The organism is Tropicimonas aquimaris, assembly GCF_042676185.1.
GTDB classification, from domain to species: Bacteria; Pseudomonadota; Alphaproteobacteria; order Rhodobacterales; family Rhodobacteraceae; genus Tropicimonas; species Tropicimonas aquimaris.
The window spans coordinates 55,570-70,580 of record NZ_JBHTJT010000023.1 but is presented as its reverse complement, the minus strand read 5'-3'; the positions used below and the strand labels follow the sequence as shown (position 1 = coordinate 70,580).

General features: G+C 62.8%; 14 protein-coding genes and 1 pseudogene. 6 read left to right on the top strand and 9 right to left on the bottom strand.

What is annotated here, in order from left to right; genetic code table 11:
• Positions 1-401: 401 nt before the first annotated feature.
• The 6 genes and pseudogenes from ACFQ2S_RS13260 to ACFQ2S_RS13235 all read right to left on the bottom strand — a co-directional run bounded on the left by ACFQ2S_RS13260 (position 402) and on the right by ACFQ2S_RS13235 (position 4,655).
• Complete coding sequence (locus tag ACFQ2S_RS13260; RefSeq protein WP_386075131.1) at positions 402-779, bottom strand: hypothetical protein; 378 nt, start codon at positions 777-779, stop codon at positions 402-404.
• A gap of 150 nt (positions 780-929) precedes the next feature.
• Positions 930-2,093, bottom strand: coding sequence for an AAA family ATPase (locus ACFQ2S_RS13255; protein ID WP_386075129.1), 1,164 nt, complete (start codon positions 2,091-2,093; stop codon positions 930-932).
• On the bottom strand, positions 2,093-2,575 hold the full coding sequence (locus tag ACFQ2S_RS13250; RefSeq protein ID WP_386075127.1) for a hypothetical protein: 483 nt from the start codon (positions 2,573-2,575) through the stop codon (positions 2,093-2,095). Before ACFQ2S_RS13250 ends, ACFQ2S_RS13255 begins: the two co-directional genes overlap by 1 nt.
• Positions 2,572-2,778: a helix-turn-helix transcriptional regulator gene (locus ACFQ2S_RS13245; RefSeq protein ID WP_386075134.1), complete on the bottom strand. Its 207-nt coding sequence runs from the start codon at positions 2,776-2,778 to the stop codon at positions 2,572-2,574. Before ACFQ2S_RS13245 ends, ACFQ2S_RS13250 begins: the two co-directional genes overlap by 4 nt.
• Before the next feature lie 64 nt (positions 2,779-2,842).
• On the bottom strand, positions 2,843-3,568 hold the full coding sequence (locus tag ACFQ2S_RS13240) for a hypothetical protein (protein ID WP_386075126.1): 726 nt from the start codon (positions 3,566-3,568) through the stop codon (positions 2,843-2,845).
• A gap of 12 nt (positions 3,569-3,580) precedes the next feature.
• Positions 3,581-4,655: pseudogene (locus tag ACFQ2S_RS13235) on the bottom strand (tyrosine-type recombinase/integrase).
• A 638-nt stretch (positions 4,656-5,293) separates the two neighbouring features.
• On the opposite strand from ACFQ2S_RS13235, the gene ACFQ2S_RS13230 reads away from it, so the two are divergent.
• Positions 5,294-6,958, top strand: a complete 1,665-nt coding sequence (locus tag ACFQ2S_RS13230) for an alkaline phosphatase family protein (protein WP_386075124.1) — start codon at positions 5,294-5,296, stop codon at positions 6,956-6,958.
• Positions 6,959-7,458: 500 nt separating this feature from the next.
• Positions 7,459-8,655: a winged helix-turn-helix domain-containing protein gene (locus tag ACFQ2S_RS13225; RefSeq protein ID WP_386075122.1), complete on the top strand. Its 1,197-nt coding sequence runs from the start codon at positions 7,459-7,461 to the stop codon at positions 8,653-8,655.
• A gap of 67 nt (positions 8,656-8,722) precedes the next feature.
• Here the strand turns inward: ACFQ2S_RS13225 and ACFQ2S_RS13220 are convergent, their stop codons facing one another.
• Complete coding sequence (locus ACFQ2S_RS13220; protein ID WP_386075120.1) at positions 8,723-9,361, bottom strand: SGNH/GDSL hydrolase family protein; 639 nt, start codon at positions 9,359-9,361, stop codon at positions 8,723-8,725.
• 247 nt (positions 9,362-9,608) lie between these two features.
• Between ACFQ2S_RS13220 and ACFQ2S_RS13215 the strand changes: the two genes are divergently transcribed.
• From ACFQ2S_RS13215 to ACFQ2S_RS13200, 4 genes are all read left to right on the top strand, one after another.
• Complete coding sequence (locus ACFQ2S_RS13215) at positions 9,609-10,076, top strand: ATP-dependent zinc protease family protein (RefSeq protein WP_386075119.1); 468 nt, start codon at positions 9,609-9,611, stop codon at positions 10,074-10,076.
• The gene (gene rimK, locus ACFQ2S_RS13210; RefSeq protein WP_386075117.1) at positions 10,073-10,978 is read left to right on the top strand and encodes a 30S ribosomal protein S6--L-glutamate ligase; all 906 of its coding nucleotides are present in this window, start codon (positions 10,073-10,075) and stop codon (positions 10,976-10,978) included. Before ACFQ2S_RS13215 ends, rimK begins: the two co-directional genes overlap by 4 nt.
• Positions 10,978-12,021 (top strand): succinylglutamate desuccinylase/aspartoacylase family protein, encoded by a 1,044-nt coding sequence (locus ACFQ2S_RS13205; RefSeq protein ID WP_386075115.1) that lies wholly within the window; start codon positions 10,978-10,980, stop codon positions 12,019-12,021. The genes rimK and ACFQ2S_RS13205 overlap by 1 nt, the downstream gene beginning before the upstream one ends.
• Positions 12,022-12,252: 231 nt before the next feature.
• A complete protein-coding gene (locus ACFQ2S_RS13200; protein WP_386075114.1) occupies positions 12,253-12,525 on the top strand; it encodes a hypothetical protein in 273 nt (90 codons plus the stop codon).
• Positions 12,526-12,727: 202 nt separating this feature from the next.
• Here ACFQ2S_RS13200 and ACFQ2S_RS13195 read toward each other — a convergent pair whose 3' ends face one another.
• Both ACFQ2S_RS13195 and ACFQ2S_RS13190 read right to left on the bottom strand, forming a co-directional pair.
• On the bottom strand, positions 12,728-13,402 hold the full coding sequence (locus tag ACFQ2S_RS13195; protein WP_386075112.1) for a response regulator: 675 nt from the start codon (positions 13,400-13,402) through the stop codon (positions 12,728-12,730).
• The gene (locus tag ACFQ2S_RS13190) at positions 13,399-14,811 is read right to left on the bottom strand and encodes an ATP-binding protein (protein ID WP_386075111.1); all 1,413 of its coding nucleotides are present in this window, start codon (positions 14,809-14,811) and stop codon (positions 13,399-13,401) included. The genes ACFQ2S_RS13195 and ACFQ2S_RS13190 overlap by 4 nt, the downstream gene beginning before the upstream one ends.
• Positions 14,812-15,011 lie beyond the last annotated feature (200 nt).

The window sequence follows — 15,011 nt, the reverse complement described above, 5'->3', positions numbered from 1 at the left end:
AAAGGATCCTTAAAGGAATCCGTTCGGTTGATGTTCGGACCAAGCAGGCGCGATCAGCCAGTAAAGAGTTCTTAATGCATTGTAAATAAACAATTAGTTCGAAGCCCTGCCCAAACACGAAAAAGCCAAGGGCCGTTGGTTAACGGGCGCCATTGCGTCACCTCCAAAACCGTCCTATGGCGGAAAAAAATCTGCGCGTTTGGGATGAGACGGGTCTGCGAGGCAGGCGGAGTAGACTTTCAGTACACCCCCTGGGGTGCTGCGAATATTGCGTCGACGCGCCTTGTGCTGGTACGCGAAAACCACGCCGACACTGGCCGGCGTGGTGGGAAGACTTGGTTGAAGGTTGACCCTTCACCGCCGATCCAGGATGTGGGCATGAGTAGCCCGGTGGCCGGACCTTACTCCCGCGAGTGCGACTCCGGGGCACTTCCTTTCGCCTGGCCGAAACCCGGACTTGCAAGGTGTAGCCAGGCCTCCGGGACGCGCTCCGATGCAGCCAGCGCCGCGACCTTTCTCTCGAGAACCTTGAACTCCGCAATGTCGAGGCCTGCGTTCATTTCTCGAAACTGCAGAGCCCAGATCGGGGCTTCCAGCGCCTCGCAGAGCCGGAGTACCTGCCCGTATGTCAACGTGTCCTCGCCATCCAGAAACCGCTCCAGCTCCTCCATCGCCAAGGCAGCGTCGCGGGCAATCACTTCAATCCTCATTCTGCCGGCATGTGCCAGTCGGAAAATGTTGAGGCGCGCCGTGCCACTCTTCTTCTTCCAGTTTTCCATCTCTTTCTCCTTTTGGGATTTTGTTGGAAAGTTGTTGTTTTCCGATTGCTTTTTTTCCGCCGCGTCATTCCCGGCCGGCAAAGCCCACGCGGGCGACCACCCCACCACCCCCTCTATATTTATAGAGGGGGTGGTGGGAGCCGAGTTCCGTCATTCGCGAGCCCATTCCCCGACCTCCAGGACCGGGCTCTCTTTGCCGTTTGGGTTTTTCTTTTGAACTTTTTGGAGGGCACCTTCTCTCAGCCATGCCTCGATGAACTTCTTGATCCGGCGCTTGTCTTTCTCAGGGCTCAAACCCAGGATTGCGGCGATCGTGTGCCCGGCCCAGTTTACCCCGGCCTGGTCGGAATATCTGAGGTCCCTGCCATCGATGGCTTCCTGCACCTTCTGCAGGTCCTGCGGGCCGAACCCGTCGAACAGCCCGGGCTTCTTCCAGACTTCCACGACCCCGACCTGGTCCCCTTGCCCCAGGTCCACAGAAACTGTTCGGTAGGTCTCCCGCCCGCCGGCCCCCGCCAGGTTGGCCTTGTCCCTCTTGACGGAGAAGTATGACCTGCCATCCGCCGCGACACCTGCGTCTGCCAGTTCCTCGTCGGACAGGCGCTGCAGAACGCGGGCTGATCGCGCCGCATTGACGAGACTGCTGGCGCCGCGACTGGAATCCGAGGACGCCTCGACTCCGTTCAGCTTTCGGGTGTGGTGGACCAGTTCGATCGCACAACCTGTTTGCTCGGCAAGGCGAATCCATTCCTTGGCGACGAGGTCGATCTTGCCGTTGTCCATCTCATTCACGCGGTGCGAGGAGACAAACGGGTCGATGATCAGCACATCGATTCCACGTTCCCTGATCTCCGCCGCGAGGCATTCGATCAAGGCCATATTGAGCTGAACATGATCTCGTATCTGTTCCGCCAGGATCAGTTCCTGTTCGCGCCCGGTATCGACAAACAGGCGATCGCCAATTTCGTCACTGGACACACGGTGATGTTTCATGGCGGCCGCCAGCCGCCGCTCCAGCTCGCATCGCTCGTCCTCCAGGTTGATCAACCAGACCCTGAGAGGGCCGGCGTTCCAATGGCCAAGCAGGCTCTGACCCGAAGCCAGTTCCAAGGCCTGCACCATTGTCAGGCTCGACTTTCCCACCCCACCGGGCGCGACGGTCACGGAGACGTTCCTGCGGATCAGGTGGCGCCCGTAGAGCCAGGCCCGGGCTGGGATCAGCTTCGGGTCCAGTGGAACAAAGGGCGTGGCCCGAATGGGCGTAAAGTCGACATCAGGAGCCGCAGAGGAAGGAACCTGAGCAAGCTGGTTCATCAACTGCTCTCCGGTCTGAATTTTCTGGGGATATGTCCCAGCACACGCTGAGCGAAGGATGTCTTCGTGCTCTCGTCGAAACTGTCCCAAATTCGCATGAAGGCCAGCTTTCGTCTTGCCAGCATCTCGTCAGCGTTTAGCGTGTCGATCATATGCAGGCGATAAAACGAGTCCGGATCACAGGAAGGGCGCCTTTCGCCGATTTGTTCGATATTGTCGGACAGGTAGCTGAAGAGCCCAATTTCAATGTCGTTGAAATATTCGATGTCGATGTAGGATTCTGCATCGCAAATGAAGGCACTGAGCTCGAACTCGGAAAGGTCGGCGAACGCTAACCAGAGCCGCGTTACCCTCAGGCGGGATCGCCGGTCAAAGTCGTCGCTTTGTTCTATACTCACGTCGATCGTCATGACGTCCTGGCTACCGCAGCAGCGGCAGTAGGCACCGTCACTCGTACGGAAGTTTTCGGCGTTCGACTTCATGGGCGCACCCGAGGTGCCGTTTGACAGCCGCAAGTCTCGGCGACCATCCAGTCATCGAGGTCTTGCCGACGATAGCGGATGGCCCTGAGTCCAACGCGTAGGTACGGGGGACCGGACTTCGGCCCGGTTCCCATCCGCAACTTTGCCAGGTAGCTTTCGCTGAGACCCGTGTACTTGGCGGCCTCGGCTGATGTGAGATACACAGCTTCCACAACATTCTCCTTCTTGCACTCGACAAGAGGGAGATTCGCAGAAAACTTATGCGCTTTATATAGTTAGCAAATCGTCAATATCGAATTTGCCATCCATATGTTCCCGCCAACCGCGGTAGACACCCTGAAGACTGTCCTTTCTGATACCGAATACCTCAAAGACATCCTTCAAGAGTCTGTACATGGGCCCCGACCTATCGATTTCGTGGGGGACGTTCATTGCATCGAACTCACGCACCAGGCGCACCGAGACCTCGATCAGGGCCCATTCCTTCAATGGCCGGTTTCGCGTTGCGAAGCCCTCGGGCAGGGCGCCTTGCGTCTTGTCAATCGTCAACAGAAGGCCCTTGCGTTCTTCATACAGAACTTTCAGTGCGCTGGTGGCCTTCGAGACATCCGGCAGGTCGAACGCACCGGGGAGTATAACCTGACGATCATGCTGTTTCAAAAATTCGTTCCTGGCTTCCTCTCGAATGTCTTCGTGATTCAGCGCAAGCTCTTTGCGTACTGGGATTGGCGTGTTTTCATATGCCTTGATCAACTCGACAATCGCTCGTCGTAAATCGCCAAGTGCTTTACTTGACCGTTCGCGACTCCATAGATTCATTCGGATGTGGTAATAGTCTCCCAAGAAATGATAGGCATGTTCTTTTGCTTTGAAATTCTCGCAACGCTTAAAATGTTCATTCAGAACCGGAACGAGGCGATCATAGATCTCATAATATTGATCACTGTATAGTTCTGGGGGGCGATACGCCTTGTTCTTCTCGTTACTTGACATGAGGTCCTTCGATTACTTCGATCTGGTTATTAGCTCGTTGCATACGGTCTCCATCGCCGGCCGCAATGCATCCAGCGAAGGTTTGGCATACCTTTGCCCGGTGATCGAGAGGGGCGTGTGGTTGAGTAGCCGGCCGACGATCTCTTCCAGAACGCCGGCCTCCATTGCCACGGTCGCGAAGGTCCGTCGGTGTGCGTGCGGGCTCCAACGCATCCGCGTCGGGGCTGTCAGGCGACCATCTGGCCCCCTTTGGAGACGGGAAAATCCATTTGCGGTGCAGGCCGCGGACCGGCGCCAGGATCTCGTGATGGATCTGCAGGATCGGCAGGTCGAAGCTGCGGCCGTTCTTGGTCATCGGCAGATGAATGTGGTCTTCGCGGACATGCTTCCACTCAAGCGTCAGGGCCTCGCTCTTGCGGAACCCGGTGAAGAGAAGCAGCTCGTAGAAGACCGTGTGTATCGGATTGTGGAGACCGTCGATGGTGGATCGCCACAGTTTCAGATCCTCGATGATCTCGCCCTTCGGCTGCTCCGGGTACCACTCGATCGCCATCGTCGGGCATTCGGGCAGATCATGGGTCCGACGGGCGTGGTTCCAGACCGTGCGGAAGTATTTAAGGGTATGGTTTGCCGTTGAGGGGGTGGCTGCAAGCGAGCGGTGCCTGTCAACGACCTGCGACTTGGAGATCTCGTCCAGCGGCAGCCGCATCCAGTCCTTCAGGTGGTTCTCGAATTGTTGCCGCAGGCCGGACCTGTGTGCCTCTGAGCGCAGCCTTGGCCGGGCGAGGTAGGCTTCCATCGCTTCCTCGAGGGTAGGGGCCCCGATCTGGATCTGCTTCCCCGCGCCGCGCCCCCATTCCAGCGCAAAACCGAGTGCGGTCTGGCGAGCGGCCTGCGCCGAGATCACCGGGAAGCGACCGATCAGCACCCGCCGTGTCTGACCGCCCACGTCTTTCTGGAAGTACCAGGTCTTGGATCGCTTGCCGACGAAGAGCACGAGACCCTTCACCTCGTTGTCCCAATGCTTCTCGGTGCCGGATTTTGCAGGTGGCAGCTTCTTTGCGAAGGTCTCGGTGAGCTTTGGCATTCTGTCGGTTTTTTGTCGGAGATAGATGGAATGTCTGGGAAACTCAGTCCATCACCGAGAAACGAATCTGTCAATAAATAGAATGGCTAAGAATGCTTGTGCATCAGCAGGAAACCTATAACATCTGCTTGGAAGGCTAAGGTCTTACCACTACACAACGCCCACTCGGCAGGTGGCACTGATATTTGATGTGGGATGGGTCGTCAAGCTAGGCAAGGACGATCCGAACCACAGGGAATACCCCATGGTCTGCTTTCAAGTTTCGAAACGGGTTCCAGCGGGCAAGTGCGACCCGCGAAGACGCACGATCTTGGCTATTCGCGGCACGCATGGCTTCATTGAGATGTTGGAAGCAACGTGACTGTTCCCTTCAGCTTTTTTGCTGCGTGACATCCGGTCAAGGCGACACATCGCGGGATCGAATAACTCCCACATGGCGGCTTCGGCGGAATTGGTTGGGTCGGCTCCCTGCCGTTACCCGGTCCGGAAGCGATGAAAAATTGCGGGTCGCAAGGGCCGGTTTCAGGCAGCAGCATCCACAGGCTTGCCTGATCTCGATCGATCGTTGCATGGTTCAGCAAAAAAATTGCGATATGATCGGAGGTCCTATGGACGTTCTAGCCAATGCCGGAGTGCTGTTGCTGGTCGCGATGAGCCTAGCGCCAGTTGCCGCTGGTGCGCAGGAGAGACCCCGCTTGATTCTGCAGATCACCGTGGACCAGTTGCGCGGTGACATGCCGATCCGGCATCAGAGCCAGTTCGGAGAAGGCGGTTTCCGATACCTGATGGAAGCGGGGATCCATTACACGAACGCGCACCATACGCACGCGAATACGGAAACCATTGTCGGGCATACGACGCTCGCAACAGGTGCCAACCCGGCGGCGCACGGAATGGTCGGCAATCTCTGGTACGACCGGTCGAGCGGTCGGACGGTCTACAATATCGAGGACCCGGACTATTCGATCCTCACCAGCGGCGCGGATGTGGATGACGAAACCGAAATCGACCCGACACAGCGGGCCGCCAAGACCGACGGGCGCTCCCCGCGCGCGATCCTGACTTCGACTTTCGGGGACGAGTTGGCGGTCAACACCGCAGGCGCTTCGAAGATCTTTGGTGTTTCGATCAAGGACCGGGGTGCTGTCGCCATGGCGGGACACGCCGGCAAGGCTTTCTGGTTCTCCAAGTCCGCCGGCGAGTTCGTGACAAGCAACTACTACTACGACGCCTATCCGGCCTGGGTGGAGGAATGGAACGCCAAGCGGCTTCCATTCAGCTACGCGGATCAGTCGTGGGAGCTTCTGAACCCTGTCGATACCTATCTCTTCGGCAATGACAACAAAGAGGGTTACAAGCCGGACTTTGCCGGGTTCGGAAGCACCTTTCCTCACCCGTTGGGCGCCGCGGACGGTCGGTATTTCACCACCCTGCTGACGCTCAGCCCGTTCGGCGATCAGATGACCGCTGACTTCGCCAAGACCCTGATCGACGCAGAGGGTCTGGGGGACGACGACGTGACGGATTTCCTCTCGGTCAGTTTCTCGGTCACCGATTATGTCGGGCATTTCTTTGGCCCGTCGAGCCTGGAGGCGGAGGACAATCTCCTTCACCTCGACCGGACCCTGGCCGATCTTTTCAGCTATGTGGACGCCGAAGTCGGTTTGGAAAACACGCTGGTTGTGCTCTCGTCCGATCACGGAGCGCCGGAAGCGCCGGGCTTTCTGAAAACGCTCGGTATGCCGGGTCAATATGTGACCCCGGACTCGTGGGACACGTCCCCGGCCGTGGCGCGTATCAAGGAACGTTTCGGGCTGAGTGGCGAGTTGTTCGTGGGATACGACCATCCCTATCTGAACCTGAGCGATGCGGTTCGAGACAATCCCGATATCGACAGGGTTGCTCTGGAGACCGCGATTGCCGACGAACTCGTTTCTTTCGAAGGCGTGGCTTTTGCGGTGCCGAGTTCACGCCTGCGCGAAGGCTCGCTGCCGGACAATGCGCTGACCCGAGCGGTGCTGAACAATTATCACCCCGACAGATCCGGCGACATTTACCTCGTGTTCCAGCCGGAATGGTTCATCAATGACATGGATGGATTGTCCGTGACCGTGACCCATGGTTCACCCTGGCGGTATGACACCTTTGTCCCCATCATGTTCGCAGGCTACAACGTGGAACCTCGTCAGGTCGCGCGCCGGGCGCACACGGTGGACATTGCGATGACCCTCTCCGCCGTGGCCGGAACCCGCCCCCCTTCCGGGGCCGCCGGAGAGGTCCTGCTCGAAGTCCTGGGGCAATAGCCGCGTGCTGGCCAGGTTGTGTCGAAGGGTGGAGATATGGCGGGGCTCGAGGCGACGGGAAGATTGCACCGTCCGATAGGGCGTCGGAATATAAGTCGTATCGCTCACTTTGAAGCTCGACCGCCCCAATCCCACCTACAAGGCTTGAAGCGTTGACCGCTGCAAGCCTTGCTCCTGGAGTTTGAGAATACCGGAACACGCAGCCCAGCCCTGGGCGGGACGAACTTGCCAGATTGACTTTTCAGGCCGTGTCCTCGGCTGTTTTGCTCTCCCGGTAGGTCCTGCTCGGCACGGCAGTCAGAGCGAGCCAAAGGCCGAAGTTGGCCACCGACCAGATCCCGCAGAAGACGCCGGCTCGCCGCCAGGACTTCGGATTTCAAGGCGATCATGAGTGAAACGACTTGTCTGACATGCCGCCGCACCGCATCCAGCCCTGCGGTGAAAAAGGCGGGACGAAAACGCCTGGACGATCTCGCCGGCATCGGCGACGGTGTGAGCGGATGACGCGCGCGCTTCTAGACAATCAACGGGCTCGCCGCCTGTTCCTGGACCGACACCTGCTGTTGCGGCCGGGATCGGGCGCGGGGAGAGCTGACGATCTGGACGCCGTGCTTCACGGACTTGGTTTCGTCCAGGTCGACAGCGTCAACACGCTCGCCCGCGCCCATGACCTGATCCTCTGGTCCCGTCGGGGCCGCTATCGGCCGGAGGCGCTCGAACGCCTCGTCTCGCACCGCCGGACGGCCTTCGAACACTGGACGCACGACGCCGCGGTCATCCCGATGCCGTTCTACCCGATGTGGCGGCTGAAGTTCGCTCGCGACGAGGCCCGCATGAGGGCCCGCTGGCCGGCGGCGCGCCGCGACGGCTGGGAAGCCGAAATCGATACCGTTCTGCGGCACATTGCTGACAACGGGCCGGCCTGTTCGAACGATCTCGGCGGCGACGAGAAGAAGGGATCGTCGGGGTGGTGGGACTGGCATCCGTCGAAGACGGCCCTGGAGTTCCTCTGGAGATCCGGCCAACTGGCGATCTGCCATCGCCGGGGCTTCCGGAAATTCTACGACATGACCGAGCGCGTGATCCCGGCAGTCCATCTCACGCGGCAACACGACGATGACGAAATTATTGATTGGGCGATGTCGGAGGCGCTTCTGCGGCTTGGCTTCGGCACCAGCGGCGAACTGGCGGCGTTCTTCGACATCGTGACACGCGATGAAGCGCGGGCCTGGTGTGCGCGGGCCCGGTCCGCTGGCCGGATCATCGAGGCCGACGTCGAGATGGCAGATGGCTCCCGGCGGCGGAGCTTCACGACGGAAGAAGTGCTCGACAGCATACCTGCACTGCCTGAACCATCGTCTCGTGTGCGCCTTCTGTCGCCGTTCGATCCGGCCCTGCGAGACCGGGCGCGCGCCGAACGCCTGTTTGGCTTCCATTTCCGGATCGAGATCTTCGTCCCGGAAGTCCGGCGCAAGTACGGATACTACGTCTTTCCGGTTCTGCAGGGTGACCGGGTGATTGGACGGCTCGACGCCCGGCGCAGCGGCAATTGTCTCGTCGTCAGCGCGTTCTGGCCGGAAAGCGGAGTGCGAATGGGAAAGGGGCGGATTTCCGGTCTGATCGCAGAACTCGAACGCATCACGACCCTGGCTGGTGTTGAAGGTGTCGAGTTTTCCTCCGGGTGGCTGCAGGAGTGACCACTGGGCCTCCGCGTGTTCCGACCGCGCCCCTCAGGCCGCAAGCCAGTTGCGCAGTCGGAGCCGGTCACATCGCGGCGATAGCGTCGGCGATGGCGAGGCCCAGATTCTTGTGCGCCGGGGCGTCGAAATGGATGCCGTCCACGCCGCTCGATTCGATGACCTGTCCGGCGTCGAGGAAGCCGATGCCCCTGGCCCGGGCAAGGGCCTCGTAGAGCGGCGGCAGCGCCTTCGAGACCTCCGCCGCGCCAAAGAACTCGGCCGCGATCGGGCCGACCTCGCGCACCGGCGGCGGGCAGATCAGCAGGATGCGGAAACCGTCGTGGCGGGTCTGCATCTCCTCGCCAAGCGCAATGTCGAGAAGCCCGGCGATGCCGGCGGTGACCTGCGCGGCCGTCGCGCCGAAGCGGGTCTTCACGTCGTTGGTGCCGAGCATCAGGGTCATCAGGTCGATCGGCCCGTGGCTCTGCAGGGCGATCCGGAGCCCGGTGCGGCCGTCCATGAAGGCGCCCATCACCGGATCCTCGAACTGCGCAGTCCGCCCCGGCAGCCCTTCTTCCACGAGCGTCCAGTCGCCGCCGAGCGCCCCCAGGGTCACCCCCGGCCAGCGGGTCGCCGCGTCGTGGCGGGCCTTGACGCGGGGGAGTGTGATCGGCGGGGTACCGTGGGTATTGCTGTCGCCGAAGCAGAGAAGGGTGCGTGTCATGTCGGTCGGGCCCGTGAGGTTGCCGGCGCAAGGTGCTGCGGCAGACGGAGGAAAGCAAGCGCACATCGGAGGCTTGGCACCCGCTGGGCAGTCGGGGTTCGGGCCGCCGCGACGTCGTGGCGATGGTTGATCGCGCGATGGCGATAAATCGGTTTACTCATCCCTCGCAGGTTGTTAGCGGTCCCGCCAACGGGCGGCGCCGTCAGGCCGGGCTGGCCCATGCTGACCTGACAATCGGAAACACCCCATGACGACCAGGAAACCCAAGTCGATGATCGGTTGGCGGGAGACGATCTCGCTGCCGGATCTCGGGCTGATGACCTTTCGCGCCAAGATCGACACCGGCGCGTTGACCACGGCGTTGCATGCCACAGGGATCTCGCGCATCGAGGTGAACGGCAAGCCCTGGGTGGAGTTCCTGCCCGATCACGGTGGGCTGGCCGACAGCCCCCTCTGCCGGTTGCCGATCCTGCACAGCCGCAAGATCACAAATACCAGCGGCATTCCGGACGAGCGCTATATTGTGGCCACCACGCTTCAGATCGGAGACCATAGGGCACGAATCGAGGTGTCTCTTGCCGACCGGACCGACATGACATTCCCGATCATCATCGGGCGCAGCGCGCTGCGGCTGATGCGCCTGACGGTGGATCCCGCGCGGTCATGGCTCCAGTCGCCGCGCGTTGCGGATCCAAAGGAAGGACACGACCAATGAAATTCGCCCTTCTGGCCCAGAATCACACGCTCTATTCGCACCAGCGCCTGAAGGAGGCCGCCGAGGCCCGCGGGCACGAGATGCACATGATCAAGACGCTGCGCTGCTACATGAACATCGCGTCGCGGCGGCCGGAGATCTACTACAACGGCGAGAAGCTTCCGCTCTACGACGCGGTGATCCCGCGGATCGGCGCATCGGTCACGTTTTACGGGACGGCCGTGCTACGTCAGTTCGAGATGCAGGGCGTCTACCCGCTGAACGAGAGCGTCGCCATCGGCCGGTCGCGCGACAAGCTGCGCTCGATGCAGTTGCTGGCGCGCGACGGCATCGGCCTGCCGGTCACCACCTTCGCCCACGATCCCAAGCAGACCGACGAGGTGCTGGCTCTGGCCGGCGGCGCCCCGGCGGTGATCAAGCTGCTGGAGGGCACGCAAGGCATCGGCGTGGTGCTGGCCGACACCGACCGCTCCGCCAAGTCGGTGATCGAGGCGTTCCGTGGCGCCAACATCAACATCCTCGTGCAGGAGTTCATCAAGGAAGCCGGCAGCACCGACATCCGCGCCTTCGTGCTCGGCGGCAAGGTGATCGCGGCGATGATGCGCTCGGGCGCGGAGGGCGAGTTCCGCTCCAACCTGCACCGCGGCGGCACCGCCAAGGTGGTGAAGCTCACGCCCGAGGAACGCGCGACCGCCGTGCGCGCGGCGAAAACCATGGGCCTGCAGGTCTGCGGCGTCGACATGCTGCGCTCCAACCACGGGCCAGTGGTGATGGAGGTCAACTCCTCGCCGGGGCTCGAGGGCATCGAGGAGGCCACCGGCAAGGACATCGCCGGCATGATGATCGAGTTCCTGGAGAAGAACGCCAAGGTGGGCGACACCAAGACCCGGGGCAAGGGCTGATGCCGAAACGCGCCGACCTGGAGATCGGCGGAGTGCGGATCGCGCCGGGCGAGCGACGCACCGTCGACCTGCCGGTCAGTGTGCTGTCGGACCACACGCCGGTCACGATGTCGGTCCACGCGATCCACGGCAAGCGCGAGGGTCCGACCGTTTTCGTCAGCGCAGGTGTGCATGGCGACGAGGTGATCGGCGTCGAGATCGTCCGCCGACTGCTGCGCGCGCCGGTGCTGTCCTCGCTGCGCGGCACGCTGCTGGCGGTGCCGATCGTCAACACCTTCGGCTTTCTCAGCCATTCGCGCTACCTGCCGGATCGGCGCGACCTGAACCGTTGCTTTCCGGGCAGCGCGACCGGATCGCTGGCCGCCCGCCTCGCGCGGCTCTTCGTGGACGAGATTCTGAGCCGCAGCGATCTCGGGATCGATCTGCACTCCGCTGCGATCCACCGCACCAACCTGCCGCAGATTCGCGTGTCGCCCGACGACACGCGCGCCCGCGACCTGGCGCGCGAATTCGGTGCGCCGGTGATCCTGACCTCGCCGATCCGCGAGGGCTCGCTGCGCGGTGTCGCGGCCGAACTCGGCGTCAACGTGCTGCTCTACGAGGCCGGCGAGGGGCTGCGGTTCGACGAGATGGGCGTGCGTGCCGGGGTCTCCGGGATCCTGCGGGTGCTGCGAGAGATGGGGATGCTGCCCGCCGGCCGGGTGCCCCGGCCGCGTGCAACGCCACTCTATTGCGCGCGGAGCAAATGGGTGCGCTCGCCGGCCGGAGGGCTGCTGCGGACCTACCGGAGCGAGGGCGACGTGGTGACGAAGGACGAGCGCCTCGGCGCGGTCTCCGACCCTTTCGGCGAGAGCGAGGAAGAGATCTACGCGCTGATGGACGGCATCATCATCGGCCGCGCCATCATGCCCATCGTCAACGAGGGCGACGCGCTGTTTCACATCGCTTCGGTGCGCTCGAACGACGCCGCGGAGACGGCGATGGACGAACTGACTGCCCAGCTCGAGGAAGATCCGCTCTTCGACGAGGACGAGATCATCTGATAGCTTGAGATCCCAACCGGGTGGTCGATTTGTGCAGCGAGGATGGAGAACGCCGCCTTTCCGGCATTTCTCCCCTCAATTATGACATGAAATCAATATCTTAACATTCTGCATTTTCTCGCTTCTCCCCATTCTCCCTCCACAGTCGCCGCCTAGTTTCAGCATCACCGGCAGCGATGATCTCAGGTTTTGCGCCGCCGGTACGCGAACAACGAATACGGAGGAAGGCTCGTGAAGACCCTTACCCAACTTCTTGGCATGCTCGCCCTTGGCGGGGTGATGCTGGCGACGACGGCCTGGATGGCCTCGGCGCAGGGGCAGCCTCCCGGAGGCGGCAACGGCGCGCCGCCGGAAGCCATCGAGGCCTGCGTCGGCAAGGCCGTGGGCGATGCCTGCTCCATGACCAACCCGCGCGACAACCGCTCGGCCGAGGGCAGCTGCATTTCGACACCGGAGAAGCAGCTCGCCTGTCTCCCCGCAGGGGCCCCCGCACCCGGAAACTGATCCGAACGCGTTTTTCTACTCTCTCTGCTGTGCCTGGTTGGCCGGTCTGCGCCCCGTCTCTTCCCCACGTTCAAGGGTGCGCGTGATCTGGCTGACGCCCGGTTCCCGGTTCCGGCCCGCTCTGTCGCCGGTGCATTCCGGGATCCGTGGTAGGCCGGCCTGCGAACCCACTCGTTCTCTCGCAGGTCGGCCGCCCTTTTTTTCAACCGTCCAGCGCGTAGCCCACGCCATAGACCGAGCGGATGAGATCCGCCTCGGGCTCGATGCGTTTCATCTTGCTGCGGATGTTCTTGATATGGGTGTCGATCGTCCGGTCGATGACATCGGCATCCTCGGGAAAGGCCAGCTCCAGCAGTTGCGCGCGGGAGAACACCCGCCCGGGCCGCTTGTGGAGCACCTCCAGCACCTGGAACTCGCGGCGCGTCAGTTCCAGCGGCTTGCCGAACAGCGCAGCCCGCCAGGTCGAGGGGTCCATGGTCAGCGGCGGGGTGCCCGGCTCGCCCGATGGCATGGTGCGCCGCAGCACCGCCTTGATCCGCGCCACCAGCTCACGGGGCGAGAAGGGCTTGCAGAGGTAATCGTCGGCGCCGATCTCGAGCCCGAGGAGGCGGTCGATTGCCTCGGCGCGGGCGGTCTCCAGGATGATCGGGATGTCGCTCTGGGCCCGGATCTCGCGGCAAATCGCCAGCCCGTCCTTGCCGGGCAGCATGATGTCCAGAACCACCAGGTCCGGCCGGGTGCGCAGAATGGTTTCCACCGCGCCGCGCCCTTCCAGCAGGATCTCGGCCTCCATCCCCTCGCGGCGGATGTAGTCGCAGATGATCTCGGCCAGGTCGGGCTCGTCCTCGACGATCAGGATGCGGGGGCTTTCGTTCATGAGGTTCCTCCGTCAGCGGGCAGCAGGATCTCGATCTGCAGCCCCCCGGACCCGGCTTTCCGGGCGTGAATCTTTCCGCCGTGCCCCTCGACAATGGCGGCGCAGATCGACAGGCCCAACCCGGAGCCGCCATGCGCCCGCGATCGCGAGGCCTCGGCCCGGAAGAACCGGTCGAACAGATGCGGCATCGCCTCCTCGGGCGGCGCCGGCGGGGTGTCGGTGACCGTGATCCGGACCTGCCGCGCGTCCTCCTCGACAATGGCCACCACGCGCCCAGGCGCATCGGTATAGCGCAGCGCGTTGCCGAGCAGGTTGTCGAAAACCTGGCGAATTCTTTGCGCATTGCAGCGCATCAGCACGCCTTCGCCGGCCTCCACCGACAGGTCCAGCCCGGCGGCGGAGAAGTCCGGCGCGATCACATCCGCCGCCTCGCGCAGGATCAGCCCGAGATCCTCGGTGGAGCGGGCCTCGGCAAAGCCGGTCTCGTGGCCGTGCGTGAGGGTGCGCAGGTCGCCGATCAGCCGCGTCAGCCGGCCCACCGCGTCGTCCATCGCGCCCAGCGTCCGGGCATCGGCCGTACGAACGCCATCCTGCAGCGCCTCGATATTCGCCCTCAGCACCGCCAGCGGAGTCTGCAATTCGTGGCTGGTGTCCGACATCCACTGCCGCTGCGCGATCTCGGACGCCTCGAGGCTCTGCGCGAGCTGGTTGTAATGGTCGATCAGCTTGCCCAGCTCGTCGCGCCGGTCATTGGGGATGCGCGAGGCATAGTCGCCGCTGGCCAGCCGCTTGGCCCCGGTCTCCAGCGCCTGGATCGGCGCGAGGAACTGGCGGGCGACAAGGAGCGCCACCGCCGCCGAGACGGCCAGCGCAACCGAGGCCGCCAGCAGCAGCGAGGTGATCTGACCGCGCAGGAAGAAGGCGTCGGTCTCGGAAAGCACGCCTCCGGGGGCGGCCAGCCGGAGCCAGCCGATCGGGGCGGCATCGGCGTCGGCGCCCGGCGCGAGGATCGGCAACAGCTCGACCTGGGCGGCCCCGACCGGCGCGCCGATTATCACCTGTTGCTGGGCATCGAGCAGCGAGAGACGCTCGGCGAAGGGGGCGGGCCGCCTCGGCCCGCGCGGCGGCGGCTTGGGTATCGCCCGGCCGTCCGGACTGGTCTGACGCACGACGTAATCGGTCCAGCGCCGCGGGTCGCCCTCGAGCTCCGGCCAGCCGCCGGCCCCGGAATCGTAATCGGCGGCCAGGGTTTCGGCCAGCCCGTCCAGCCGGCGCAGCTCGCCCTTCAGCAGGTAGACCGAGAACCCCTCGCGCATGCCGTAGGCGACCAGCAACGCCATAACCACCACGACCAGCATGGAAGCCAGGCCGATGGCGGCAAAAAGCCTGTAGGTCAGGGACAATCGCATGGGGCCCATATCGCCCATTAGCCCTTTCAATGTGAAGCGAAGATGGAGCGGCGCGGCGAAGCCTCACTGCAACGGTGTGAAATTTCCGTTCACGGGCTTCCTTCTCGCCCCACATTTGCCTGTCATCTTCCCCTCGGAGAGGGCCCCGGAAGGTGTGCCCGACGCAGACGAGACCTCGCCGGGGCAGGGCAGGCGGCGCT